Origin of the sequence: Microbispora sp. H13382 (assembly GCF_014161445.1) — a bacterium.
Lineage (GTDB): Bacteria > Actinomycetota > Actinomycetes > Streptosporangiales > Streptosporangiaceae > Microbispora.
Window position 1 is genome coordinate 41601 of record NZ_JABBXA010000004.1, and the last position, 25255, is coordinate 66855.

The 25255-nt window shown below is 70.8% G+C and carries 20 protein-coding genes; 12 read left to right on the forward strand and 8 right to left on the reverse strand.

Features of this window, described 5'->3' with window-relative positions; all coding sequences use genetic code 11:
• Nucleotides 1-78 precede the first annotated feature (78 nt).
• A complete protein-coding gene (locus tag HHX41_RS10045) occupies nt 79-1170 on the forward strand; it encodes a magnesium and cobalt transport protein CorA (protein ID WP_259400857.1) in 1092 nt (363 codons plus the stop codon).
• Between the two features lie 11 nt (nt 1171-1181).
• On the opposite strand, the gene HHX41_RS10050 is transcribed toward HHX41_RS10045, so the two are convergent.
• Complete coding sequence (locus HHX41_RS10050) at nt 1182-3626, reverse strand: protein kinase domain-containing protein (RefSeq protein WP_310741904.1); 2445 nt, start codon at nt 3624-3626, stop codon at nt 1182-1184.
• A 208-nt stretch (nt 3627-3834) separates the two neighbouring features.
• Nucleotides 3835-5163: a hypothetical protein gene (locus HHX41_RS10055; protein ID WP_182905731.1), complete on the reverse strand. Its 1329-nt coding sequence runs from the start codon at nt 5161-5163 to the stop codon at nt 3835-3837.
• 205 nt (nt 5164-5368) lie between these two features.
• Here HHX41_RS10055 and HHX41_RS10060 point away from each other — a divergent pair, with 205 nt between their 5' ends.
• Entirely contained in the window at nt 5369-7585 is a 2217-nt protein-coding gene (locus HHX41_RS10060) for a thiamine pyrophosphate-dependent enzyme (RefSeq protein ID WP_182905732.1), read from the forward strand.
• Between the two features lie 156 nt (nt 7586-7741).
• Entirely contained in the window at nt 7742-10087 is a 2346-nt protein-coding gene (locus tag HHX41_RS10065; protein ID WP_182905733.1) for a GDSL-type esterase/lipase family protein, read from the forward strand.
• A gap of 81 nt (nt 10088-10168) precedes the next feature.
• On the opposite strand, the gene HHX41_RS10070 is transcribed toward HHX41_RS10065, so the two are convergent.
• Nucleotides 10169-10759: a TetR/AcrR family transcriptional regulator gene (locus HHX41_RS10070; protein ID WP_310741905.1), complete on the reverse strand. Its 591-nt coding sequence runs from the start codon at nt 10757-10759 to the stop codon at nt 10169-10171.
• Nucleotides 10760-10805: 46 nt separating this feature from the next.
• On the opposite strand from HHX41_RS10070, the gene HHX41_RS10075 reads away from it, so the two are divergent.
• The 5 genes from HHX41_RS10075 (at nt 10806) to HHX41_RS10095 (ending at nt 17161) form a co-directional block, all read left to right on the forward strand.
• Nucleotides 10806-12380 (forward strand): carboxyl transferase domain-containing protein, encoded by a 1575-nt coding sequence (locus tag HHX41_RS10075; RefSeq protein WP_169980495.1) that lies wholly within the window; start codon nt 10806-10808, stop codon nt 12378-12380.
• A 13-nt stretch (nt 12381-12393) separates the two neighbouring features.
• Nucleotides 12394-14337, forward strand: a complete 1944-nt coding sequence (locus HHX41_RS10080) for a biotin carboxylase N-terminal domain-containing protein (protein WP_182905988.1) — start codon at nt 12394-12396, stop codon at nt 14335-14337.
• Nucleotides 14328-15221 carry a hydroxymethylglutaryl-CoA lyase gene (locus HHX41_RS10085; protein ID WP_182905734.1) on the forward strand — a complete coding sequence of 298 codons (894 nt, stop codon included), beginning with the start codon at nt 14328-14330 and terminating at the stop codon, nt 15219-15221. Before HHX41_RS10080 ends, HHX41_RS10085 begins: the two co-directional genes overlap by 10 nt.
• Before the next feature lies 1 nt (nt 15222).
• Complete coding sequence (locus HHX41_RS10090; RefSeq protein ID WP_182905735.1) at nt 15223-16371, forward strand: acyl-CoA dehydrogenase family protein; 1149 nt, start codon at nt 15223-15225, stop codon at nt 16369-16371.
• A gap of 181 nt (nt 16372-16552) precedes the next feature.
• Nucleotides 16553-17161 carry a winged helix-turn-helix domain-containing protein gene (locus HHX41_RS10095; RefSeq protein WP_182905736.1) on the forward strand — a complete coding sequence of 203 codons (609 nt, stop codon included), beginning with the start codon at nt 16553-16555 and terminating at the stop codon, nt 17159-17161.
• Nucleotides 17162-17349: 188 nt separating this feature from the next.
• On the opposite strand, the gene HHX41_RS10100 is transcribed toward HHX41_RS10095, so the two are convergent.
• Together HHX41_RS10100 and HHX41_RS10105 are read right to left on the reverse strand one after the other, a co-directional pair.
• Entirely contained in the window at nt 17350-18357 is a 1008-nt protein-coding gene (locus tag HHX41_RS10100) for a hypothetical protein (protein ID WP_182905737.1), read from the reverse strand.
• Between the two features lie 22 nt (nt 18358-18379).
• A complete protein-coding gene (locus tag HHX41_RS10105; RefSeq protein WP_182905738.1) occupies nt 18380-18694 on the reverse strand; it encodes a hypothetical protein in 315 nt (104 codons plus the stop codon).
• A 357-nt stretch (nt 18695-19051) separates the two neighbouring features.
• On the opposite strand from HHX41_RS10105, the gene HHX41_RS10110 reads away from it, so the two are divergent.
• Nucleotides 19052-19285, forward strand: a complete 234-nt coding sequence (locus HHX41_RS10110; RefSeq protein ID WP_182905739.1) for a hypothetical protein — start codon at nt 19052-19054, stop codon at nt 19283-19285.
• A gap of 271 nt (nt 19286-19556) precedes the next feature.
• On the opposite strand, the gene HHX41_RS10115 is transcribed toward HHX41_RS10110, so the two are convergent.
• Complete coding sequence (locus HHX41_RS10115; protein WP_182905989.1) at nt 19557-19952, reverse strand: RidA family protein; 396 nt, start codon at nt 19950-19952, stop codon at nt 19557-19559.
• A gap of 122 nt (nt 19953-20074) precedes the next feature.
• Between HHX41_RS10115 and HHX41_RS10120 the strand changes: the two genes are divergently transcribed.
• On the forward strand, nt 20075-21049 hold the full coding sequence (locus tag HHX41_RS10120) for a YafY family protein (protein WP_182905740.1): 975 nt from the start codon (nt 20075-20077) through the stop codon (nt 21047-21049).
• 101 nt (nt 21050-21150) lie between these two features.
• On the opposite strand, the gene HHX41_RS10125 is transcribed toward HHX41_RS10120, so the two are convergent.
• A complete protein-coding gene (locus tag HHX41_RS10125) occupies nt 21151-21516 on the reverse strand; it encodes a nuclear transport factor 2 family protein (protein WP_182905741.1) in 366 nt (121 codons plus the stop codon).
• Between the two features lie 93 nt (nt 21517-21609).
• On the opposite strand from HHX41_RS10125, the gene HHX41_RS10130 reads away from it, so the two are divergent.
• Both HHX41_RS10130 and HHX41_RS10135 read left to right on the forward strand, forming a co-directional pair.
• The gene (locus HHX41_RS10130; RefSeq protein WP_182905742.1) at nt 21610-22515 is read left to right on the forward strand and encodes a LysR family transcriptional regulator; all 906 of its coding nucleotides are present in this window, start codon (nt 21610-21612) and stop codon (nt 22513-22515) included.
• Nucleotides 22516-22553: 38 nt separating this feature from the next.
• The gene (locus HHX41_RS10135; protein ID WP_169980507.1) at nt 22554-22997 is read left to right on the forward strand and encodes a GNAT family N-acetyltransferase; all 444 of its coding nucleotides are present in this window, start codon (nt 22554-22556) and stop codon (nt 22995-22997) included.
• A 74-nt stretch (nt 22998-23071) separates the two neighbouring features.
• On the opposite strand, the gene HHX41_RS10140 is transcribed toward HHX41_RS10135, so the two are convergent.
• Nucleotides 23072-25201 carry a hypothetical protein gene (locus tag HHX41_RS10140; protein WP_182905743.1) on the reverse strand — a complete coding sequence of 710 codons (2130 nt, stop codon included), beginning with the start codon at nt 25199-25201 and terminating at the stop codon, nt 23072-23074.
• Nucleotides 25202-25255 lie beyond the last annotated feature (54 nt).

The window sequence follows — 25255 nt, forward strand, 5'->3', positions numbered from 1 at the left end:
GGTGCCCGATGCGAGGGCGGTTACCTTCTACGTGTGGCTGAGCGGCGTATGCGTGGACTGCGCGGATTGAGTGGGCTGATGAGGGCGAAACCGGAGCAGGCTCCCGAGCAATCCATGGACCCCCGTGCGGGCGAGGAGGAGCCGTTCCGGCACAGCGTGATCGACAACGCCGTGTACGTGGACGGCGAGCGCGTGGACTCGCCGCTCTCGCTGGGCGACGCGATCGCCGCGCTGCGGTCGCGGCCGGGTGCGATGGCGTGGATCGGCCTGTACCGGCCGGAGGAGGCCGAGCTGATCAAGGCGGCGGAGGAGTTCGGCCTGCACGAGCTCGCAATCGAGGACGCCATCGTCGCCCACCAGCGGCCCAAGGCCGACCGGTACGGCGACACGCTGTTCGTGGTGCTGCGGGCCGCCCAGTATCTCGACCAGCCCGAGAAGGTCGCCTTCGGCGAGCTGCACATCTTCGTCGGCCCCGACTTCGTGCTGACCGTACGGCACAGCGAGGCGCCCGACCTGTCCAAGGTGCGCCGGCGCATGGAGTCGGACCCCGACCTCCTGCGCCAGGGGCCGCAGGCCGTGCTGTACGCGATCCTCGACGCGGTCGTGGACGGCTACGCGCCGGTGGTCGCCGGGCTGCAGAACGACGTCGACGAGATCGAGGTGCAGGTCTTCGGCGGGGACCCGGCCGCGCCCCGGCGCATCTACGCCCTGTCACGCGAGGTCATCGAGTTCCAGCGGGCGATCAGCCCGCTGGTCCCGATGCTCGACGGCTTCATCGCGGGCTCGCCCAAATACGGCGTGAACGAGGAGCTGCAGCGCTACCTGCGCGACGTCTCCGACCACGCCATCACGGTCACCGAGCGCGTCGCGGGCTTCCGGCAGATGCTGCAGGACATCCTCGTCGTCAACGCCACACTCGTCAGCCAGCAGCAGAACGAGGAGATGACCAAGCTCACGGCCGCGAGCATCGCCCAGGGCGACGAGGTCAAGAAGATCTCGGCGTGGGCGGCCATCCTGTTCGCCCCGACGCTGGTCGGCACGATCTACGGGATGAACTTCGACCACATGCCCGAGCTGCACTGGCTGCTCGGATACCCCATGGCGATCATGCTGATGGGCGTCGTCTGCCTCACGCTCTACCTGGTCTTCAAACGCCGCGACTGGCTCTGACGGCCCCGGGGTCACGAGTACCTGAACTGGAAGGAGATCTCGAGCTTCCGCTCCATCGTGGCGTCGTCGGCCGTCAGGATGGTCCGTACCGTCTGTCCGTTCAGACCGGCGACGACGATCGCGTCGTCGTCGCCGTCCCCGGTGGCCTGGCAGACGACGTGCTCGTCGCCGAACCAGGCGTAGACGTACTGACAGTTCGCGGTGAACCGCCGCAGCTCCCGGCCCGTGGCCGCGTCCCAGACGCAGTACGTCCGCGCCGGGCCGGCGCAGGCGGTGAGGAACGATCGCCTGGAGGGCGCGAACAGGACCCCGACCTCGTCCGCGCGGACGGTCTCGGCGACGGCGCCGGCCGCCATGTCGCGCACCGCCGTCCCCGCGGCGCTGAAGAAGCGTATTCCCCTGGTGCCGCCGGTGCCGGTGAGCGCGACCACGCCCTTGTCCCGCGCGTCCCACGTGAACGTCGAGTGGGCGATTGCCGGGTCCGCGACCGTCACGACCCGCGCCTTCGGCTCTCCCACCTCGGCCACGATGAAGCCCTTGCTGGTGACCTCGGTGGATCCGGTGAACATGATCAGCGTCAGCAGGATCCTCCTGCCGTCCCTCGACCACTGGATGTTGGTGCCCTGAAGGGGCTGCCGCACCGTCAGCGTCTTGCGGACGTCGCCGGTCTCCAGGTCGATGACGTCGACCGAGTCGTAGCCGTCGGTGAACTCCGTCGGCAGACCCGCCGCGTACCTGCCGTCGGGGGAGACCTCGACCTGGAAGTAGCCCGTCCACTTCCGGAACTTCGCGCCGGGGGAGCTCCTCGTGTAGAGACCCCGCAGGCGCCCCTTGGCGTCCGTCACCCGATACGCGGCGACCGCCACAGGGTCGCTCGGATGTTCGTGGAGCACCGCGGAGACGCCGGACAGTTCCCGGCCGACGAGGCCCGTCGTGGGGACGGCGCCGTCCCGCGCCGAGGGCGGACGCGGGCCGGAGCCGGGGCGGGGCTCGGACTTGCGCTGGAACGTCGTCCCTCCGCCGGTCGTCCCGCCGCTCTTGCCGGAGGTGCCCTGCGGACGGGGGGCGCTCGGACTCGTGACCGGTGTGGCATCCGTGGCCGGCGTGAGGTTCGCCTGTCCGACAGGTACGACGGTGAGCGCGGACGCCGGCGGCGAGCCCGGCAGGGACGTGTGCGCCCTGACCGCCCGCACGCCCGGGTCCTCCCCCTGGGGCAGGACGAACACGGCCGCGGCGACCGCCGCCACCGCGGCGCAGACCGCCGCGACGACCTTGGCGGCCGGGCGGCCCGCGCGCCCGCCCGCGTCCGTGGCCGCATCTGTGAACGCGTCCGTGGCCGCACCCGTGGCCGGATCTGTGGCCGGATCTGTGGCCGCATCTGTGGCGGCGTCTGTGGTGGCGGCGTTCACGCCCACCTGGCCGGGAGCGGGCGACGGCTCCGTGGTCGTCTCCGGAGACTCGGTCCGGTCCGGTTCTTCCGCGGGTGCCTCCCCGGCGGGCGCCGGAGGTGCGGGTTCGGGAACGGTCCCCGGCGTGCTCTCGGCGGGCTCGGGCGCGGTTCCCCGTGCGCTCTCGGCAGGCTCGGGCGCGGTCTCGGGAACGGCGTCCCGAGCACTCTCGTGAGTGCTCTGCGGAGCGGGTTCGGGAGCCGACTGCTCGATAAGCGCGTCGATGACCTGCTGGGCGGACGGCCTGCGAGCCGGATCCTTGTCGAGGCAGGACGCCACCACATCCCGAAGCCTGCCCTCGATGTCCCGGATGTCCGGCTGGGCGTTCAGGATCCGGTTGATGACGGCGGGCAGCGACTGGTTCCCGAACGGTGCCGACCCGCTGGCCGCGAACACGATCGTGCCGGCCCAGGCGAACATGTCGGCCGCCGGGCCGATGTCCTGGTTGAGGAACTGCTCCGGCGCCATGTAGGCGGGCGTTCCGATCGGCACGGAGGTCAGTGACGACGTGGTGTCGAGCGCGCGGGAGATGCCGAAGTCGATCACGCGCGGACCGTCGGGGCCGATGATCACGTTGGGCGGCTTGAGGTCCCGGTGGACGATTCCGGCACGGTGGATCGCCGCGAGCGCGGTGGCCGTCCCGACCGCGAGGCGGGAGAGCGCGTTTCCTCTGATAGGGCCCGATGTGGCGATGCTCTGCTGGAGTGAGGGGCCGTCGATGAACTCGCTCACGATATACGGCCGGTCATATTCCACGCCGGTGTCCAGAACCTGGGCCGTGCAGAAGGCGGCCACTCTTTTGGCCGCGGCGACCTCGCGGAGGAACCGCTGGGCGCCGGCGATGTCGCCGGTCAGGTCGGGCCGGATCCACTTGACCGCGACGGGCTGCCGGGAGGGGTCGACCGCGTGGTAAACCGTTCCCTGGCCACCCACGCCAATACGACCGGTAAGTGTGTAACGACCGATTTGTGGCGGGTCTCCCGGCCTTAAAGGTGATATCTCCGGCACATCGTCATTGTTATGGATCGATCCAAGCGGCAGTAGATGTCAATGGGGCAATTGTTATCGGAACGGTGCTCACATGCGGGCGGCCGGGAAATCCACTCGCCACGACGTACGGCCCGAAGGTGAACGCGAGGCCCCGTGGTGAGCCGGTCCGGTGCCGGCATGAACCGGCCCGGGGCGTGCGCACGCCCCGGGCCGGCTCACAGATCCCTTAGCGCTTCACGCGCACCCAGTCGCTCCGGCTGGAGGACGGGCCGGCCTCGCCGTTGCCGGCGAAGACGACCTTCCAGTAGCCGGACGCCGACGCCGTGGTCTTGCCCCAGAGCTTGCCGGAGCCGTTCGTCCACAGCGTCTTGACGTAGTGCCAGGAGCCGCCGGCCTTCTTGAACCAGACGGTCACCTTCTGGTGGCCGTAGCCCTCCCAGCCGTGGTCCCAGACCTGCAGCTTGCCGCGGAAGGTGAGGTACCTGTGGTACTTCACCGGCTCCGGAGAGGCGTTGAACAGGATCACCCGGGTGCCGGCCCTGGGCGGAGGCACCGGCCGGGGCACGCGGACCGTCACGTAGTCGGTCGCGCTCGCCGAGTACGACCCTCCGCCGGTCGCCTCGAACTCGGCCCGCCACCAGCCGGAGGTCCTGGCCGTGACGTCCGCCGCGAAGCGGCCGTGGGAGTCGGTCCGGTCGGAGGTGACGTACTGCCAGCGGTAGCCGCCGGCAGGCTTGAACAGGATCTTCACGCTCTGCCCGGGGTAGCCGCTCCAGCCGGCGAAGCCGGAGATCTCCAACCGGCCGCGCAGGCGCAGCGTGTCACCGGCGTCGACGGGCTCGGGGGAGGCGTCGAATCCGGTGATGCGGGTGCGGCTGGCCGCGGCCCTGACGTCGACGCGGTCGCTGTCGCTCGTCGCGGGCTCGGCGTCGTCGGCACCGGCGAACTCGGCCCGCCACCAGCCGGTCCTGTCCGCCCTCTCGTCGACGGAGAACCGGCCGTTCCGGTCGGTCGTCACCGAGCCGACCCGGCTGTAGGAGCCGCCGACCGGCTTGAAGGCGATGTCCACCTTCTGGCCGTCGTACGCCTGCCGGCCGTCGCCGTCCAGGTAGGTCAGCGCGCCGGTAAGCCGGATCCGGCCGCCCCGGTCGACGACGTCAGGCGAGGCGTCGAAGTCGAGGTCGGTGGTCCAGTGAACCTGGAACTCCTTGCTCGCGGTGCCGCCGTCGGCCCGCACCTGGAGCTTCCAGACGCCCGGCTCGTCGTCGAAGGTGAAGCCGTACCTCGCCGAGTAGACGCCGGAGCCCACGGGGGCGGGGTCCAGCGGGACGGCGCGGCCGTCGCGGTCGACGAGCCTCGCCGCGCCCTTCTGCGACGCCTTGTAGGTGAAGGTCGCCGTCGTGCCCGAACCGCCGGCGACGACCACGGGATTGGGGGAGACGGTCAGGTCGCTCGGACCCGCTGCCGTCGCCGCGCCGGCGGTGGCCGGGAGCGCGACGAGGGCCGCCCCTCCCAGGACCACTGCCGCGATCGCGGCTTGAATGCGTTTCAACATTCCGGTGAACCATCCTTCCCGGTGGTTGAACGCGGCCTGAGGGTGCCACGTCATTCATAACGAGTAGACGGGCGAATACCGGCAACGGTTGAGCGGTCTGACCTATCGTCATCGATTTGTGTCAAACGGGAAGATCCATAACCGCTGGCGCACCAAGTTGTCGCTGTGCGGGACGGAGCGTGCATCGTGCGACATAATCGGCCGTGTGGTGCGGGACGCTGTGGAGACGCATTTCGCCGAGGCCGTCGGGGCGCTGACCCCCGGACCCGCCCGGGATCCGGACCTGCCGGTACGCCCGGGCACGGGCCTGACGGGCACGCGGTGCCGTGAACTGTTCGCCGTTCAGCTCGGCAGCAGGCTCCTCGACGTCGCCGCCCGTCATATGCGTGAGCGGGACGAAGGCTTCTACACGATCGGGTCGTCGGGGCACGAGGGGAACGCCGCCGTCGCCGCCGCGCTCCGCGTGGACGACCCCGCGCTGCTGCACTACCGGTCCGGCGCCTTCTATCTGACCCGTTCCGCCCAGGCCGGCCGGCTGGCGGAGGAGGGGCTGCGCGACGTCCTGCTGGGGATCACGGCGTCGGCCGAGGAGCCGATCGCGGGCGGCCGGCACAAGGTGTTCGGCCACCCCGGCCTCGCCGTCATCCCGCAGACCTCCACGATCGCCAGTCACCTGCCGCGTGCCGTCGGCGTCGGCTTCGCCATCGAGCGGGCGCGCACGCTGGCCCTGCCTTCCCCCTGGCCCGGGGACGCCATCGCCGTGTGCAGCTTCGGCGACGCGTCGATGAACCACGCCTCCGCGCTGACCGGGCTGAACACCGCCGCGTACGGCCGCCACCGCGGGCTGCAGATCCCGGTGCTGTTCGTGTGCGAGGACAACGGCCTCGGCATCAGCGTGAAGACGCCGCCGGAGTGGATCGAGCGGGCAAGGCACCCCCTGCTGGAGTATTTCCACGCCGACGGCTGCGACCTGGCCGACGCCTACGACGCGGCGCTGCGCGCCGTCGAGCACGTGCGCGTCAACCGTGCCCCGGCGTTCCTGCACCTGCGGACCGTGCGCCTGATGGGCCATGCCGGTTCCGACGTGGAGATCGGTTACCGCACCCGCCGCGAGATCGCCGCCGACCTGGATCGCGACCCCCTCGTCCGTACGGCGCGGCTGCTGGTGGAGGCGGGCCTGGCCGAGCCCGACGAACTGCTGGCGCGCTACGAGGCCGAGCGCGACCACGTGCTGAAGCTCGCGCTGGAGTGCGCGCGCCGGCCCCGGCTCGCCACGGCTGAGGAGGTGACGGCCCCGCTCGCGCCGCGCCGCCCCGACGTGGTGGCCGCCGAGGCCGTCCGGTCCGCGCCCGCCGAGGCGCGCGAGCGCGCCTTCGCCACCCTGCCGGAGCAGGAGGGCGGGCTGACCGTCGCCCAGGCCGTCAACCGCACGCTGGCCGACGCGATGGCGCTGGACCCCGGGGTCCTCGTGTTCGGTGAGGACGTGGCCCGCAAGGGCGGGGTGTACGGCGTGACGCGCGGGCTGCTGCGCAGGTTCGGGGCGGAGCGGGTCTTCGACATGCTCCTGGACGAGCAGGCGATCCTCGGCCTGGCGCTCGGGAGCGGGGTGTCGGGGCTGCTGCCGGTGCCGGAGATCCAGTACCTCGCCTACGTGCACAACGCCCTTGATCAGATTCGCGGCGAGGCGTCGACCATGCAGTTCTTCTCGCAGGGCGCGTATCGCAATCCGCTGGTCCTACGAGTCGCCTCGTATGCCTACCAGAAGGGCTTTGGCGGACATTTCCATAACGACAACTCAATAGCCGCATTGCGCGATATTCCCGGCGTGATCGTGGCGTCTCCCGCCCGGGCCGACGACGCCGCCGCGATGCTGCGCACCTGCCTGGCCGCCGCCCGCGCGGACGGCAGCGTCTGCGTGTTCCTCGAACCCATCGCGCTCTACCACACCCGTGACCTCTTCGAGGAGGGCGACGGCGGCTGGCTCGCGCCGTACGCGCCGCCGGCGCGCTGGGCCGAGACCCACGTCCCGGTCGGCCGCGCGCGCTCCTACGGCGACGGGCGCGACCTGACCATCGTGACCTACGGCAACGGCCTGCGCATGAGCCTGCGGGCGGCGGTGAAGCTCACGGCGGAGGACATGAGCTGTCGGGTGCTCGACCTGCGGTGGCTGTCGCCGCTGCCGGTCGACGACCTCATGCGCGCGGCCGAACTGACCGGCCGGGTGTTGATCGCCGACGAGACCCGCCGCAGCGGCGGCGTCTCCGAGAGCGTGATCACCGCGCTCGTCGACAACGGCTTCCGCGGCCCGATCAGCCGTGTGACCTCACTGGACAGCTTCGTGCCACTCGGCCCGGCCGCCGACACCGTCCTGTTGTCGGAGTCCGACATCGAACGCGCCGCCCGGAAGATGCTGCTCGGCTGACCGGTAGAACGCCACGATCTTCATCGGTCTTCTCCACGGGGTTCATCCTGTGGTCATCCAGCCCCCGGTCGCCGTCATTTGAATAGCGCCACCTTCATGGGTGGCCGATTTCCCTGTTCAGCCCTAGCCGCCCATTCCTTCTCGTTTGGGTGGAATATGCATAAGACCAGCGGACTGGCGTTGTTATCCCGTCATGTCCAGATCGTCGTGCTGTCCATCGCGATGGTGGTGTGCCTCGCTCCCGTCACACCGGCGCGAGCGGCCGCCCGGGATGTCACCATCACCCTTAACGCCTCCGACCTCGGCGTGAACCCCGCCGTCCTGCGGGACATCGTCCCGGAGATGCAGGCGGAGATCACAGAGCACGGCGGACTGGGCGACACGCTCAAGCAGGCGATCGCGGACAGCCAAAGCCCGGTGAGCATCACCGTCGACACCTCGGTGTGGCCGAATTTCAGCGGCACGGTGAACGTGACCTCCAACGGCGCCGGCCTGGTCCTGACCATCCCGGCCGCGGAGATCACCACCTCCGGCTTCTGGCAGCAGGTCGCAGCCACGGCGATCGCCTGGATCGTGGGATACGGGCTCAGGATGCTCTGCATCGGCTCCTTGACAGCCAGCGGGGTGCTCGCCGCGACCGTTCCGCTGGTCTGCACCCCCCTTCAGACCACCGTCACCGGCATCATGGCGGCACTCGTGACGCACGCGTTCGCGGGAGACCTGGGCGCCCCCGAGGCGACCAGGGACATCATCATCGCCGGGATACTCGGGCTGGCCGGGGGCTTCCTCTGGGAGAAGTACCTCGCCCCGTGGGCGAAGGCCAACCTCGCCGATGCCATCAAGAGGGCCGGGATCTGGATCAGGTCCCAGGTGCCCTGGCTCGACTCCTGGTTCGGAGGCGTGGTCGCCGGCAGGGTGGAGCAGCTCGGCTGGCGGTTCCAGGAGCTGGAAGCCCTCATCGCCGAAGAGACGGCGGCATGGGCCGGGGTCACCTCGAACCTCCAGCGGGATCTGCGGATCATGGCCTTGGGCGACTCGATCACCTACGGCGCGGGCAGTTCGAACGGAGGCGGTTACCGGTCGACTCTCAGCAACATGCTGAGAGAGGACGGGGCGACCGTCACGTTCGTCGGCTCACAGCACTCGGGCCCGGCGCCCGACGCCCATGAGGGACGCTCCGGCTGGACGATCTCCCAGATCGCCGGTATCACGGACTCGGCGATGGCGACGTATCGGCCCAATGTCGTGCTGCTGCACATAGGCACCAACGACATGAACAACAACGACAACCCGGACGGCGCGCCGGCCAGGCTCGGCAGCCTCATCGACCAGATCTTCCGGGCCGACCCCAATGTGACCCTCCTGGTCTCGACCATCGTCCCGTCCAACTGGGGGGCGACCCAGGCGCGGATCCTGCGGTTCAACGAGGCGATCCGGTCGGAGACAGGGTCGCGGTGGGCCGCCGGCAAGCACGTCTACATGGTCAACATGAGCCCGGTGACGCTCACCGATCTGGCCGACCTCCTGCACCCCAACGACTCCGGCTACCTGAAGATGGCGGCATTGTTCTACCGCGGCCTGGTGGACGTGGGGCGGGCCGGATGGATCGCAGGACCCGGCGGCGGGACGCCGGCTGCCGGTCCCGTCAAGGGCTGGTTTCCGCAAGGCACGATCGCGTCCGGGACCTTCACCGACTTCAACAGGCGGGTCGTCTACGCCGACATCAACGGCGACCGCAAGGCCGACTACCTTGAGATCGACGACGACAGCTCGGTCCGGGCCTGGCTGAACGGCGGCGCGAAGCCCGGCGGCGGCGACTGGTACTGGTGGCCGCAGGGCACCATCGCCGGCGGCGTCGGCGATATCGGCATCCATGTCCACTTCACGGACATCAACGCCGACGGCCGGGCCGACTACCTGGTGGTCGGTTACGACGGCTCCGTGCGGGCCTGGTTGAACGGCGGTGCGAAGCCCGGCGGTGGCGACTGGTACTGGTGGCCGGAGGGCACCATCGCCGGCGGCGTCGGCGCGTCCGCCAGCCATGTCCGGTTCGCCGACCTAGACGGCGACGGCCGGGCCGACTACCTGAAGGTCAATGACGACAGCTCGGTCCAGGCCTGGCTCAACGGCGGTCCCAAGCCGAGCGGGGGCGACTGGTACTGGTGGCCGCAGGGCACCGTCGCCGGCGGTGTCGGCGCACCCGGAAGCCGTATCCGCTTCGCCCCGCTCTACGGCACCAGGTCCGCGGACTACGTCCGGATGGGCGGCCTCAGCGACCCCGGCACCGCGGGATACGACAGCTCCGTTCAGGTCTGGCAGAACGGCGGTCCCAAGCCGAGCGGGGGCGACTGGTACTGGATCCCCGGCGGACAGGTCGCCAGCGGCGTCGGCGTCGACGGCAGACAGATCCAGTTCGCCGACCTCGACGGCGACGGCCGGGCCGACTACCTCGACGTCGATCCCCGAACCGGAGCCACCCGAGCCTGGACCAACTTCGGCTGAGGACATCGCGGACAGCGGACACCGCTCTCCCGTCCCGCGGCCGGAAGCGCCGATCCGCCCGGGCTGTACGACCGGGGAGACTCAGAGCCGGGACAGTGCGGCGCGGGCCATGGCGCGCAGGAGGCCGGCCATGGCCTCGGGGGCGAGCTCTCCGGCGCTGCGCGGGGTGGAGTTGAGCAGGCCGAAGACCGCGTGCGTGGCGGCGCGCAGCCGCGCGGGCGGGCAGGCGGGGTGCAGTTCGGACAGCACGGTCACCCACTCCTCGGCGTACAGCCGCTGCAGCCGCCGGATGGCCCGCCGGGCCTGCTCCGGCACGTTGTCCAGCTCGCGCTCGTGCACGCGGATCAGCGCGGGGTGATTCAGCGCGAACTCGATGTGCCCGGACAGCAGCGCGTCGAGCGCGGCCTCGGCGGTGTCCGGGTCGGCGGTGGTGGCCAGCCGTGCCCCCTGCTCGCGCAGCCGCTCGCTGATGTCCAGCAGCATCTCGGTGAGCAGGGCCTCCTTGCCGCTGAAGTGCCGGTACAGCGCCGGCCCCGACACGCCCACGGCCGCGCCGATGTCCTCGATGGACACGCCGTGGAAGCCGCGCGCCGCGAAGAGGCCCGCGGCGGCGTCGAGGATCTCGGCCCGCCGGTTGCGGGTAGGGGTCTTCACGGTCCTTCCGGTCTTCACGGCACCATGGTAGACGGAGTCTGTTAACGATGACTAACATCTTGGCATGAGCACGAGTGACTGGCCGGCGCTGGAGAGCCGGTGCGACCCGGGCGGCGAGCCGTACAAGCGCAACGCGGAGGCGAACGAGCGCCTGGTGGCGGACCTGCGGGAACGGCTCGCGGCGGCGGCGCGCGGCGGCCCCGAGCGGGCCCGGGCCAGGCACGTTCAGCGCGGCAAACTGCTGCCCAGGGACCGCGTCGACACGCTCCTCGACCCCGGCGGGCGATTCCTGGAGCTGTCCCCGCTCGCGGCCACCGGCATGTACGACGACCAGGCCCCCGCCGCCGGGATCATCACCGGCGTGGGACGGGTCGCCGGGCGCGAGGTCGTGATCGTGGCCAACGACGCCACCGTCAAGGGCGGCACATATTACCCGATGACGGTCAAGAAGCACCTGCGCGCCCAAGAGGTCGCCCTCCACAACAACCTGCCGTGCGTGTATCTGGTCGACTCGGGCGGCGCCTTCCTGCCGAAGCAGGACGAGGTCTTCCCCGACCGTGAGCACTTCGGCCGCATCTTCTACAACCAGGCCACCATGTCGGCCCGGGGCATCCCGCAGATCGCGGCCGTGCTCGGCTCCTGCACCGCGGGCGGGGCGTACGTCCCGGCGATGAGCGACGAGGCGGTGATCGTGCGCGATCAGGGCACGATCTTCCTCGGCGGGCCGCCGCTGGTGAAGGCCGCGACCGGCGAGACCGTCACCGCGGAGGAACTGGGCGGCGGCGAGGTCCACGCCCGCGTCAGCGGCGTCACCGACCACCTCGCCGAGGACGACGCGCACGCCCTGAAGATCGTGCGGGACATCGTCGCGTCGCTCGGCCCGCAGAGCCCTCGCCCCTGGGACGTGGGCCCGGCCGAGCCGCCGCTCTACGATCCGCGCGACCTGTACGGCCTCGTTCCCCAGGACACGCGCCAGCCGTACGACGTGCGCGAGGTGATCGCCCGGGTGGCCGACGGCAGCCGGTTCCTGGAGTTCAAGGCCGAGTACGGCCCGACCCTGGTCACCGGGTTCGCCCGGATCCACGGGCACCCCGTGGGGATCGTGGCCAACAACGGCATCCTGTTCGCCGAGTCGGCGCTCAAGGGCGCCCACTTCGTCGAGTTGTGCGACCGGCGCTCGATCCCGCTGGTGTTCCTGCAGAACATCAGCGGCTTCATGGTCGGCAAGGCGTACGAGGCCGGGGGCATCGCCAAGCACGGCGCGAAGATGGTGACGGCGGTCGCCTGCGCCCGGGTGCCGAAGTTCACGGTGATCATCGGCGGCTCGTTCGGCGCGGGCAACTACGCGATGGCCGGCCGCGCCTACTCGCCCCGATTCCTGTGGATGTGGCCGAATGCCCGCATCTCGGTGATGGGCGGCGAGCAGGCCGCCACCGTGCTCACCATGGTCGGCGACGCCGACGCCGACGAAATCCGGGCACAGTACGAGCACCAGGGCAATCCCTACTACTCGACGGCACGCCTGTGGGATGACGGGGTGATCGACCCGGTGGACACCAGGACCGTCCTCGGCCTGGCGCTCGGCGCCGCCGCGAACGCACCCCTCGAACCCGTCGGCTACGGCGTCTTCCGGATGTGAGGTCGACCTCGTGATGTTCACCAGTGTCCTGATCGCCAACCGGGGTGAGATCGCCGTCCGGATCATCCGGACGCTGCGGGCGCTGGGCGTGCGCGCCGTCGCCGTGCACAGCGACGCCGACCGCGACGCCCGCCACGTGCGCGAGGCCGACCTCGCCGTACGGCTCCCGCGCGGCTACCTCGACATCGACGGCATCATCGAAGCCGCCCGCGCGAGCGGCGCCGAGGCCGTCCACCCCGGCTACGGCTTCCTCGCCGAGAACGCCGAGTTCGCCCGCCGCTGCGCCGTCGAGGGCCTGGTGTTCGTCGGCCCGCCGGCCGGGGCCATCGAGGCCATGGGCGACAAGATCCGGGCCAAGGAGACGGTCGCCCGCGCGGGCGTGCCGGTCGTGCCCGGCGGCGCGGAACCGCACGACGACCTGGCCGAGGCCGCCGCGCGCATCGGCTTCCCGGTGCTGATCAAGCCGTCCGCGGGCGGGGGCGGCAAGGGCATGCTGCGGGTCGAGTCCGCCGACGCACTGGCCGCGGCCGTCGAGTCGGCCCGCCGTACGGCGACGGCGGCCTTCGGGGACGGCACCCTGCTGATCGAGCGGTTCGTGGACCGGCCCCGGCACATCGAGATCCAGGTCATGGCCGACGGCCACGGGAACGTCGTCCACCTGGGCGAGCGCGAGTGCAGCCTCCAGCGGCGCCACCAGAAGATCGTCGAGGAGGCGCCCTCGCCGTTGCTCGACGAGGAGACGCGGGCCCGCATGGGCGCGGCGGCGGTGGAGGCAGCCCGGTCGGTCGGCTACGTCGGCGCCGGCACGGTCGAGTTCATCGTCCCCGGTTCCCGTCCCGGCGAGTTCTTCTTCATGGAGATGAACACCCGGCTGCAGGTCGAGCACCCGGTCACCGAGATGGTCACCGGCCTCGACCTGGTCGAGCTGCAGCTGCGGATCGCCGCGGGGGAGCCGCTGCCGTTCGGGCAGGCCGAGGTGCGCCTGCGCGGCCACGCCGTCGAGGCCCGCGTGTACGCCGAGGACCCCGCCCGCGACTTCCTGCCGACGGGCGGCCGGATCCTGGCCCTGCGGGAGCCCGCGGGCGAGGGCGTGCGGTTCGACTCGGGGCTTGCCGGCGGGATGACCGTGGGCAGCGACTACGATCCGATGCTGGCCAAGGCGGTGGCCTGGGCTCCTGACCGGACGGGAGCGCTCGCGGCGCTCGACCGGGCGCTGGCCTCGACCGTGATCCTCGGGGTCACCACGAACATCGGGTTCCTGCGCGGGCTGCTGGCCGACCCGGAGGTCGCGGCCGGGCGGCTCGACACCGGGCTGGTCGAGCGGCGGCTCGCCGACGTCGTCGGCGGCGAGGTGCCGGACGAGGTGCTGGCGGCGGCCGCGCTCGTCTTGCACTCCGGCTTCGACCGCTCCGCCTCGGGCGACCCGTGGGACGTGGCGGACGGCTGGCGTGTGGGGGAGCCCGCCTGGACCGTGCACCGGCTCGGCGTGCCCGTACGGGTGCGGGGCGCCGCCGGGGACGCGGAGGTCGAAGTTAACGAACGTTCACTTGGCCGGGCGCGGCTCGAGTGGACCGGCTCCGAGGAGGCGGCGGTCACCCTCGGCGGTGTCACCCGCAGGTACGCCGTGGCCCGGAACCGCGACACGGTATGGCTCGCCGCGGGTGGCCGCGCCTGGCCCTTCACGCGGCACGAGCCGGGTGATCCGAAGGACCGGCAGGGAGGGGCGCACGCCGGCGACGGGGTCGTACGCAGTCCGATGCCGGGAACGGTGCTGCTGGTGAAGGCGGCCGAGGGCGACCGGGTCAGCGCGGGACAGCCGCTGGTCGTCGTGGAGGCGATGAAGATGGAACACACCCTGACGGCGCCGGCCGACGGCGTGCTCGCCGAGCTGCGGGCCCGGCCGGGCCAGACGGTGGAACTGGACGCGGTCCTGGCGAGGGTGACGCCGTGCGAGTGACGATCTACGAGGTGGGCCCGCGCGACGGACTGCAGAACGAGTCCGCCGTCGTGCCGGTCGAGGTCAAGCGCGAGTTCATCGGGCGGCTGGCCGAGGCCGGGCTGACGACCATCGAGGCGACGAGCTTCGTCCACCCCAAGTGGGTGCCCCAGCTCGCGGACGCCGGTGAACTGCTGGAAAGCCTGCCCCGGGTGCCCGGCGTCCGCTATCCCGTGCTCGTCCCCAACGAGCGCGGCCTCGACCGGGCGCTGGAGCAGGGAGTCACCGACATCGCGATCTTCGGCAGCGCCACCGAGTCGTTCGCCCAGCGCAACCTGAACCGGACCGTCGAGTCGCAGTTCGAGATGTTCGCCCCCGTCGTCGAGCGGGCCCTCGCCCACGGCATGCGGGTCAGGGCGTACGTGTCGATGTGCTTCGCCGACCCCTGGGAGGGACCGGTCGCGCCCGGGCAGGTCGCCCGCGTCGGCCGCAGGCTGCTCGACCTCGGCTGCTACGAGCTGTCGCTGGGCGACACCATCGGCGTCGGCACGCCACGGCACGTCGAGGCGCTGCTCGACGCCTTCGCCGAGGCCGGGGTCGGGCCGGACCGGCTCGCCGTCCACTTCCACGACACCTACGGCCAGGCCCTGGCCAACACGCTCACCGCGATCAGGCGGGGGATCACGGTCGTGGACTCCTCCGCCGGCGGCATCGGCGGCTGCCCGTACGCCAAGAGCGCCACCGGCAACCTCGCGACCGAGGACCTCGTCTGGATGCTCGACGGCCTCGGCGCCGAGACCGGGGTGGACGTCAGGTCGCTGGCCGCCACCAGCCTCTGGCTCGCCGGAATCCTGGGCCGGCCAAGCCCTTCCCGCGTCGTCCAGGCTCTCGCCAAGGAGATTTGAGATGCTCAACGACGAGCACGTCGAACTGCGCAAGTCGGTCGAGGAGTTCGCCCGCGAGGTGGTGGCCCCCGTCATCGGGGACTACTACGAGCGGTGCGAGTTCCCGTACGACATCGTCCGCAAGATGGGCGCGATGGGCCTGTTCGGCCTGCCTGTCCCGGAGGAGTACGGCGGCATGGGCGGCGACTACTTCGCGCTGTGCCTGGCCCTGGAGGAACTGGCCAGGGTCGACTCCTCGGTGGCGATCACGCTGGAGGCGGCGGTCTCGCTGGGCGAAATGCCCATCCTCCGATTCGGCACCGACGCCCAGAAGCAGCGGTGGCTGCCGAAGATGGCGGCGGGGGAGGTCCTGGGGGCGTTCGGCCTGACCGAGCCCGGCGGCGGGTCCGACGTGCCGGGCGGGATGCGCACCACGGCCGTTCTCGACGGCGGCGAGTGGGTGATCAACGGTTCGAAGGCGTTCATCACCAATTCCGGCACCGACATCACCGGCGTGGTCGGGGTGGCGGCGATCACCGGCCGCCGCGAGGACGGCAGGCCGGAGATCTCCACGATCCTCGTGCCGTCGGGCACGCCCGGCTTCACGGTGTCGAAGAAGTACTCCAAGGTCGGTTGGTCGGCCTCCGACACCCGGGAGCTGTCGTTCACCGACTGCCGGGTGCCGGAGGAGAACCTGCTGGGCGAGCGTGGCCGGGGCTACGCGCAGTTCCTCCGGACGCTCGACGAGGGCCGGGTGGCCATCGCCGCGCTGTCGGTGGGCCTCGCTCAGGGCTGCGTGGACGAGTCGCTGCGCTACGTGGGCGAGCGCCGGGCCTTCGGCCAGGAGATCGGCCACTACCAGGCCATCCAGTTCAAGATCGCCGACATGGAGGCCAGGGCGCACACCGCCCGTCTGGCCTACTACCACGCCGCCGAGCGCATGCTGGCGGGCCTGCCGTTCAAGAAGGAGGCCGCGATCGCCAAGCTGGTGTCGTCCAACGCCGCCATGGACAACGCCCGCGACGCCACCCAAATCTTCGGCGGCTACGGCTTCATGAACGAGTTCCCCGTCGGCCGCTTCTACCGGGACGCGAAGATCCTGGAGATCGGCGAGGGCACCAGCGAGGTGCAGCGCATGCTCATCGCCCGCGAACTCGGCCTGCCCGCCTGAGCCCGTCCCGCCTTGGCCCACCCGAGCTCGGCAACTCACCCGTTGTGAGCTGACCGCGATTCCTCCCCGTCGTTCCTAGGGACCGGCGGGGATTTTTCTGCGCCGCGTAGCGCAACCGAACCACCACGACGTCCATGGCCGGCAGCCGTACGGGTGACGCAGGCCAGGACAGGGGTCGAGATTGGGCCAGCGCTTCCTGAAGTCGGGCAGCTTCTGGTGGTACCGGGACATCGCCTGGATCCTGCGCGAAAAGCTCCCGTACGAAGCCGCCAAGGTGCCCACGCGCACCATGCCCGACATCATCGTCAAGCTCCTCACCCACCTGAACCCGCAGAGGGCGATGCTGCGCCCCGAGCTGGGCCGCACAAGGCTCGTCGACAGTAGCAAGGCCCACCCCAGCTCGGCTGGCATCCCCGCCCCACCGAGCAGACCATCATCGACACCGCCACCGCGCTCGTCGCCAACAACGCACGCAGTAGGCAGCCCCCGCCGACGCCGCCATCGCGATCCGGGAACCGGCCCGCAAGACCGGTTGCGCCAGCACGTCATTTCGGCGGCGCGAGTGGGGAAGTTCCAGCCGACACTGACACGATCCTTATCGGATCGTCCGGTCGTGCCCGGGCGCCGGCGTGTCTGCGTCCCCACGTCAGAACGTCCGGAGCGGCAGATGACTGGCGTATCCAAGCTCTTGGAGCGGCACGGCTACTCCTGGCAGGTTCCGGTGCGGCGATCGGCTGCCCGTGACGAGGAAGCCATCGCGCGGTGGCGGTCGGAGGATCCGCATTTATAGCGCCGCCTCGGCTTACGGAAGCTTGGTGACGAATTGACTCAGCGGAACGTCGATGAAGCGGGGGTACTGGTTGTCGGGGAAGGAATAACCGTGGGTCCAGCAGCTCAAATCCACGGCGTTCGTGCTGACCGTAGAAGAGACAGCCGCAGGTCAGGATCCGGTCGGCCAGGTCGTCAGAGGCCGCCCTATCAGGAGCCGTTTGATTCGATCAGATCCTTCGCATTGTCGACCCAGTCCTCGAAAACGGGTCCAGCCTCGGCTAGCTTTGTCCTGTTCTGCTCGACCAAGGACTGTTCATAAGCAGCTCGTATGCTTTTGTAAACGCCAACCAAGTTGACTTCCGCTTGGCATGTAGCATCGGCGAACGCCGTCTTCCGCTCTTCTTCGCTGGCGGGTTCCGACGCTTCTCGAGAGGCCCATCTCGGGTCGTTGCGCAACAGCACCGGATCCGGGTACGGAAGATCATGGCGTGCCATGCACGCGGACCAGGCGGCGAAGGCCTCCCGGACCCTGCTGTCACGCAATGCCGACAGTCGAGAATCTACCGCCAGCGACCGCGGGTCGACCGGGAGGCGGGCTTCGCGGCCGTGGATCCGTGAGCTCGCATCTTCGACGCAGCCACCCGCCGGGATGGCTTTACCTGTGGCCGTCTGCCGGGCCCCGCCCTCGAAGGCATTGCGTTCCTCCTTCGTGGGCTCATGCCGCCTTCGACCAACCTCACGAAGGGCGTTTACGCTCGCCCCTCCGACTGCCGGCCGCGGGTATCCGGACTTGGCCACGAGACCCGGATCGAGGTATTCCACGTAGTCGTACTCGGTGTAGTCAGCGGGGTTCCAGGTGCGGATGGTGTCTGCCGTCCACTTGGTGAAACCGAGCCTGCGCATACATGCGGCGGCCGCGATGTCGCGGGCTTCGTCAACGAGCTTGATGTCGTTCATGGCTGTCATGTAACGGTCGAGCGGCATCGGTACCGGTCTGGCGTCTTTGACACGCGGAATGGCTCCAACCGACGGTTCGGCAGTCGGGGTGGCCATGGGCGGGCCGCTGGTCGGCGGCAGTTCGGATAAAGCCGGCGACTGGGACGTGACCGATTGAGGATCGTCCCCGGCCACTGTAGCCACTGAAACGCCGCACCCTGAGACCGATCCGACGAGCGCAAGCACCGAAAGCACGAGCACACGGGGGTTGTATGGCATTGCAAGTCACCTTCCCGAAGACCTAGGCGCCGTTCCGCTTCCACCAGCACCTCGCTCGGGGGAAGCCCATATCGTATTCGCAGTGGTCGGAATAATCGAGCCATGCGCTATCACCGTTCGATGATGATGTCAGATGGTCCCAATAGACGTTGCGATTACAGCCCGCCTTGTTGATCCACTGGTCGAAGTAGCGGCCGTAGGAGTTGGACCAGGCGCTCGCGATCCTCCAGTGCTGCCACGACTGCCCCGTCCAGTAATACTGGTAGACGCTGCAGTCGGCCGCGCCAGAGCCTGCCGGGTCGTACCGATCCAAGAATTTCCCGCTGTTGTAGTTCACCAGCCTTTAGTATCCATCTGATTATTTGTAGTCGCTCCACCACTGATTCAACGAGTTGGGATGTCCGGCCAGGTAATCACCCGGGCGTCGTCGCTATCAGCTTGGAACGGCTCTTCTTGGGGCCCGGACCCGTCCGGCCTGGTCGGAGAACGGGCCGGCGTGACGGGGCCGTCCCTGATATCGGCGTTTCCCTCGTACGCTGGCGAGTGCCAGACATCTGGCGGATGTAGGGCGGGGTGGATGAGCATGCGGAATATGGCTGGAGCCGGTGGGATCTCCAGAGTTCGAGCGCTGACCATTGGGCTTGTAATCGTCGGTGCTCTGGCCTCGAGTGCTTGTCAACCTCGCGCCGAAGCGATGTTCCACATCATCAACTACAGCCAGGAAACCGTGACGGTGGGGTGGAAATCGACCGGCGGGTCTTTCCTGACCCTGAATCCAGGGCAAGGACGTCCCTACGGCTTCGCGGACAGTGCTTGCACCGATCCGGAGCCGGACGCGATCCTGATCGCGACGAGCGAGACCGGAAAGACCTATACCTACGGGCCACGGATATGCAAGGGAACGTCCTGGCTGATAGGTAGCCAGTGAGCGTGGCGCTCGTTGCCGCGGGTCACGCCTCGACACGGCCGGCGACCGCTGACGACCGCTCAGCTTGGACAACGTGTCCGTGTCTGGGGAGCCGGCCGCCTGGGCCCGCCTCGCTGGAACGCCGACTCGCTCGCCCAGTCAACGTGCAGCGTGGAGCCGAGGCTGGACGGGCCGGCGATCGCCGCCCGCTACCGTCGCGCGGCATAGCACTCGGCGGGGCTCGTGCCGCCTCCGGCGGCCCTGCCGGAGGCGGCGAGGTCACATCACGCGATCACGCCACGGCGGTCGCCTCAAGCTCGACCATCAGGTCGGGGATCGCCAGCCGGGTCACCCCGAGCATCGTGGTGGACGGTGCCACCCCGGCGGCGCCCAACCGCGACGCCAGCACGCCGTAGTGCTCGAAGAGCCGATCGGCGTCGGTGGTGTAGACGTTGAGCCGGACGAGGTTCGCGAGGGACATGCCGGCCTCGCCGAGCACGGCCTCCAGGTTGTCGAGGCTCAGCGCCAGCTGCGCCGCCATGTCCCCGGTGTGCCGGGGTGTGCCGTCGCCGCCCATCGCGGTCTGCCCGGCGCAGTAGAGGGTCCGGGTGTGCCCGGAGACGATCTCACCCTGGTTGTATCCCAGCGTCGTCGACCACGCCCACGGGTTGACCGCCGTTCGCTCCATTGCCACATCAGCTCCAATCGATTCGTCGACGTCACGTACGTCGATCGGCTCGGTAGCCGCGTCGATGAGCCTTCCAACAATTCACGACATCCTGTGTCGTATATTTCGGTACGTTTTTCGTTGTGCGCGCCGACCGGTTGGTCTCGCTGGTACTGCTGCTGCGGCGGCACGGCCGGCTGTCCGCGGCCGCGCTGGCCCGCGAACTGGAGGTGTCCACCCGCACCGTGCTGCGCGACATCGAGGCGCTGTCCGCGGCCGGCGTCCCGGTCTACGCCGAACGCGGGCGGCACGGCGGTTTCGCGCTGTTGCCCGGTTTCCGCACCGAGCTCACCGGACTGAACCACGACGAGGCCCTTGCCCTGCTGGTCGCCGGATCACGGCGCGGCGCGCAGGCGTTCGGCCTCGGCTCGGCGCTCGCCTCGGCGATGCTCAAGGTGGTCGACGCGCTGCCCGAAAGCTATCGGGACACCGCGGCCGGTGCGGCCGAGCGATTGCTCGTCGACCCGGAGACCGATCTCCTCTCGCGCCGGCTGGTCGCCGAGGAGGTGCCTGACGCCGTCGCGACCGAGGTCCTGCGCGCGGTGTTCGCCGGACACAGGCTGCGCATCCACTACGCGGCCTCGGACCAGACGCCGAAATGGCGCACGGTGGACCCGATCGGCCTGGTCACCGTACGCGATCGGGGCTACCTGCTGGCCACGAGGTCCGGCGCGGACCGCACCTACCGGCTGTCCCGCATCTTGGCCGCCGAGGAACTCGCCGAACCCGCGCAGCGACCGGAGCGGGTCGATCTCGACCGGGCCTGGCAGGAACGCAGCACGCGGTTCCGGACCGGCGGCGACCAGGTCACCGTGCTGGTACGGCTGGACCCGGCACGTCGGGAGGATCTGGTGAGCACCGCGCTGGCCGTCCGCGCCGAAGAAGCCGACTCGGACGGCCGGCTGCGGCTGGAGGTGGACTTCCAGGATCCGAGACACGCCGAATGGGCGCTGTGGCAGCTCGCCACGGACGCGGAAGCCCTGGCGCCGCAGTGGTTGCGCGACTCTCTGCACGCCCGCGCCGCCGCGATCGCCACCCGCTACGGACCGTCATCCTGAGAGTCGCCGCGCCGGCCGTGCCCCTTCGAGGAGTCCGCGTTGCCGCACGACGAAAACGACCACGATGTCCGAGCCGGCCGGGGCCCTTCGGAGTCGCCGGGTCAGCGGGCGGGTGGTGCGAACTCGGGCTGGTCGAGCACGCGCAGCCAGCTCCCGTCGGGCTGGCGCCGTACGACCTGGGCCCGGGCGCCCGCGCCGTCCTTCGGCGGGGTCGAGGTCAGCGCGAGGCCGTCGCTGACCAGGGTCGGGAGGGGCTCCTCGGGCTCGAAGCGGGGACGGTTCGCGAGGACCTTCTCCCACAGGCCGCGGATCGCCTCCCGGCCGACCGTAACGCTGCCCGGCGGGTAGGCCAGCACCGCGTTCTCCTCGTACAGTGCCGCCACGCCCGCGGCGTCCCCGGCGTTGGACCGCTCGACGAACAGGCGGGTGATGTCCTCCGGCCGCATGGCCTTCTCGTACTCCGGCATGGTTCCTCCCGATCTCTCGTACGGTCTCCAGCCTGTCGAGTGGCCGATGAGAAGTCCAACAGATGGATCCGATCGAAACTAGAATCAGTGGTTATGGAGCTGCGTCAGCTGGAGTACTTCGTCGCGGTCGCCGAGGAGCGCAACTTCACCCGTGCCGCCGAGCGGGTGCACATCAGCCAGTCCGGCGTGAGCGCGCAGATCCGGCAGCTCGAACGCGAACTCGGCGCCGAGCTGTTCGACCGGTCGGCGCGGAGCGTTACGCTCACCGTCGCGGGGAAGGCCGCGCTCGGCCACGCCCGCGCCGCGCTCGCCGCCGCCGGGGCGCTGGGACAGGCGGTGAGCGAGGTGACCGGCCTCATCCGGGGCCGGCTCACCGTCGGGATGGTCGTCGGCTGCACCGTCACGCCGCTGTTCGACGCCCTCGCCGCGTTCCACCGGGCCCATCCGGGGGTCGAGATCGCCCTGCTGGAGGACAACTCCGACCGGCTCGTCGACGGGGTGCGGTCCGGCGCCCTCGACCTGGCCCTCGCCGGGCTCGCCGCCGTCCCGGACGACCTGGAGACGTTGACGCTCGTCAGCGAGCGGCTCGTCGCCGCCGTCCCGCCGGACCATCCCCTCGCGAGCCGGGGCGTCGTCACCCTGCGCGATCTCGGCTCGCACCCGATCGTCTGCATGCCCGCCGGCACCGGTCTGCGTGCGGTGTTCGACCGGGCCTGCGCGGCCCGGGACCTCCAGCCGGTGATCGCGCTGCAGGCCGGGGCGGCCGGCGCCGTCGCGGATCTCGCGGCCCGCGGGCTCGGCGTCGCCGTCCTCAGCGAGTCGATGGCGACGGCCCACCGCGACCGGCTCATCGCGCTCACCATCGCGGACGCCGAGTCACCGGCCCTGCTCGCCCTGGTGTGGCGCGGCGGGCACGGCCCCGCCGTACGCGAGTTCGTGCGGCAGGCCCGTCGAGCCTTCGCAGTCGTGCCGGCGCGAAAATCGCAGGAGACCCCCTGATTGGACGTATGTGCCCAGGTACTCCTAGAGTCCCTTTCATGACGTCTGGTGATCTCCAGCTCCGGAGGGCCGAGAAGAGCGACGCGGACGAGATCTTCGCGCTCGCCCGCGAGTTCGCGGTGACCTTCCGCCCCGAGCGCGCGCCGTTCGACGCCGCGCTGCCGCAACTCCTGGAGAACGAGGACGCCTTCCTCATCGTCGCCACCGTCGACGGGACCGTACGCGGCTATCTGCTGGGCTTCACCCACCTCACGCTGTTCGCCAACGGCAGGGTCGCGTGGGTGGAGGAGGCCATGATCGAGAGCGGCTACCGCCGTCACGGCATCGGGCGCAGGCTGCTCGAGGAGTTCGAGACGTGGGCACGCTCACGGCAGGCAGGGTACGTCGCGCTGGCGACCCGGCGGGCCGCCGAGTTCTACGGCGCTCTCGGCTACGAGGTCTCGGCCACCTACTACCGCAAGATGCTCAGACCGAAGATCTGACTTCCTCTCCCGCCTGACCCGCGCCTGCCCGGACCCCGCGCGTCGCGCGGTACGCCACGCGCGGGCGGGGGCGGTCAGACCGAGGACGTGAGCTGGGCGTCCAGGCGGTATCCGTCCACGGTCACGTAGACGGAGTCGCCGGGCCGCGCGTTCAGCCGCATCAGGACGGGCTGGAGCGAGTCGAACACCGGCTGCCGGTCGCGCCACACCAGGACGACGGCGTTGTCCCCCGGGCCGGTGACCGACAGCAGCGTCCCCGGGCGCATGCCGAGCTGTGCGGCGTACCCCTCGGGGACCGCCACCGGCTCGCCGCGCAGATGGCCGCTGGTGACGTCGATCCGCTGCCAGCGGCGCGGGTCGGAGGCCGGGCTCGAGGTGGGGCGGGGGTTCGGCACCAGATGCGGCCGGGGCACGCCTCCCGCCAGGTTCCCGTTCGAGTTACCGCCCAGATTGCCGTTCAGGTTGCCGTTCGTGAGCGCGTTGAGCGCGGCGAGCGCGGTGGCGGCGTCGGGCCCGTTGTTGGCCTGAGAGGGGACCGGGATCCCGCCGCGGCCGTGGTGGTGCCCGTTCGCGCCGGGCGTACGGCGGGGCAGCGGCGTGGGCTTGGCGGCCTGCTCGGACCCGTTCCGGGTGGGCAGGGGGCCCGGTTCGGACGGGGAGCTCGCCTTCGGCATCGAGTCCAGCCACGCCTTGGCCGAATGGGCACGGATGCCGAGCTGACCGAGCAGCTCCACGACGTCGGCGTCCGCGGGCTTGTGCGCCAGCAGCTGGCGGGTCTTCTCGCGCAGCCCCGCCAGGTCGCCGACCACGAGCCAGCCGTCCTGGAGGCGGCGGTCCGGCATCAGCGTGACCAGCACGCGCCACAGCGATGTGCCGAGGGCCGGGACCTCGACGGGGTGGGACGGGTCCGCCGCGATGAGCTGTTCCTGCGTGGCCGCGGCGCCCAGCCACTCGGTGAGCCCGAACAGGTGACCGGTGAGCGGCGCGGAGTCGGGGGAGCGCAGCCACAGCAGCACCCGCTCCTCGGCCGTGCGCTGGGCCTGGGAGAGCAGTTCCCGGTCCACGTTGAGGTTGTGCGCCAGCGTGCGGAGGCTCACGGGTTCGGCGGCGAACAGCCGCTCGGCCGCGACGGCCCTGGCGAGCGGGTCCCAGTCGCGGAACAGGCCCTCGACGACCGCGACCATCGGGTGCGCGCTGAGGTCGGGCGGCTGCCGATCCGGCGCCGGTTCGGCGGCGGGCTGGGTGGGCGAGGCCGCGGGCTGCGACGCCCCGGCCTGCCGGGCGAAGGGCCGGGTGACGGGCTTGACCGGCTCCGCGACAGGCGCCGGTGCGGCGGGCGGCGGGGCCGGCGCTTCCTGTCCCGGTCGTCCGGGCGCCTGCTCCTGCTGCGCGGGTGTCTGGGCGGCCTGTCCGGGCGCCGGCGCGGCCGGCCGGGCGAAGGGCTGTGCCGGCGCCCCGGGGGCGGTCTGGGGGAACGGCTGGGAGACCGGTCCGGGCGCGGCCTGCGGGAAGGGCTGGGAGGAGGTCCCGGCCCGCGGGATCGGCTGTGACGTCGTCCCGGGAGCGGCCTGCGGGATCGGCTGTGACGTCGTCCCAGGGGCGGTCTGGGGGAACGGCCGGGAGACCGGTCCGGGCGCGGCCTGCGGGAACGGCTGGGAGGTGATGCCCGGGGCGGGAGCCTGCGGGAACGGCTCGGCGGCGGGACCGGCCGGTGCCTGCGCCTGCGCGGGTTTCTCGTCTCCCGCGAGCGCCTGCGCGGCCGCGCCGGAGGCCAGCTCGCTCTCCAGACGCCCGAACACCTCACGGAACACCGTGGTCAGGAGGACCTCGGGCGAGGCGGGGGCGGCCGGAGCCTGGAGATCGCACGGCGTCAGGCGGCGCAGCCGGTACCACCCGCCGAGCTGGTTGACCACGGTGCGGACCGGGTCGGGCCAGCCGGGCATGGCCGGGTCCACGGTGTGCACCTGGAGCGCCGGGAGCAGGTCGGTGAGGGGCAGGTGATCCCAGCGGCCGACGGCCAGGCGGGCGAGCCGCTCGCAGAGCCAGTCAACACCGGTCGCCCGCATCGCGCGGCCGACCCCGACGGATGCCCACCAGCCGCCGGGCAGGCGCGGGTCGGCCAGCATCTCGGCCACCTGCTGAGGACGGCTCCAGCGCAGGGCCGGGACCAGGTCGCTCAGGCAGATCGTTGACTCGGCGTCCATCGGTATGACCGCACCCTCCCGAGAGTGACGCATGTTGCTAATGGTGCAGCTTAC

What these genes read in the sequence shown, in the direction of transcription:
- HHX41_RS10090 (WP_182905735.1), top strand. Translation starts at nt 15,223, where the DNA reads ATGCTCAACGACGAGCACGTCGAACTGCGCAAGTCGGTCGAGGAGTTC.
- HHX41_RS10100 (WP_182905737.1), bottom strand. Translation starts at nt 18,357, where the DNA reads ATGCCATACAACCCCCGTGTGCTCGTGCTTTCGGTGCTTGCGCTCGTC.
- HHX41_RS10125 (WP_182905741.1), bottom strand. Translation starts at nt 21,516, where the DNA reads ATGCCGGAGTACGAGAAGGCCATGCGGCCGGAGGACATCACCCGCCTG.
- HHX41_RS10045 (WP_259400857.1), top strand. Translation starts at nt 79, where the DNA reads ATGAGGGCGAAACCGGAGCAGGCTCCCGAGCAATCCATGGACCCCCGT.
- HHX41_RS10130 (WP_182905742.1), top strand. Translation starts at nt 21,610, where the DNA reads ATGGAGCTGCGTCAGCTGGAGTACTTCGTCGCGGTCGCCGAGGAGCGC.
- HHX41_RS10140 (WP_182905743.1), bottom strand. Translation starts at nt 25,201, where the DNA reads ATGGACGCCGAGTCAACGATCTGCCTGAGCGACCTGGTCCCGGCCCTG.
- HHX41_RS10065 (WP_182905733.1), top strand. Translation starts at nt 7,742, where the DNA reads ATGCATAAGACCAGCGGACTGGCGTTGTTATCCCGTCATGTCCAGATC.
- HHX41_RS10110 (WP_182905739.1), top strand. Translation starts at nt 19,052, where the DNA reads ATGTTCCACATCATCAACTACAGCCAGGAAACCGTGACGGTGGGGTGG.
- HHX41_RS10135 (WP_169980507.1), top strand. Translation starts at nt 22,554, where the DNA reads ATGACGTCTGGTGATCTCCAGCTCCGGAGGGCCGAGAAGAGCGACGCG.
- HHX41_RS10075 (WP_169980495.1), top strand. Translation starts at nt 10,806, where the DNA reads ATGAGCACGAGTGACTGGCCGGCGCTGGAGAGCCGGTGCGACCCGGGC.
- HHX41_RS10080 (WP_182905988.1), top strand. Translation starts at nt 12,394, where the DNA reads ATGTTCACCAGTGTCCTGATCGCCAACCGGGGTGAGATCGCCGTCCGG.
- HHX41_RS10055 (WP_182905731.1), bottom strand. Translation starts at nt 5,163, where the DNA reads ATGTTGAAACGCATTCAAGCCGCGATCGCGGCAGTGGTCCTGGGAGGG.
- HHX41_RS10115 (WP_182905989.1), bottom strand. Translation starts at nt 19,952, where the DNA reads ATGGAGCGAACGGCGGTCAACCCGTGGGCGTGGTCGACGACGCTGGGA.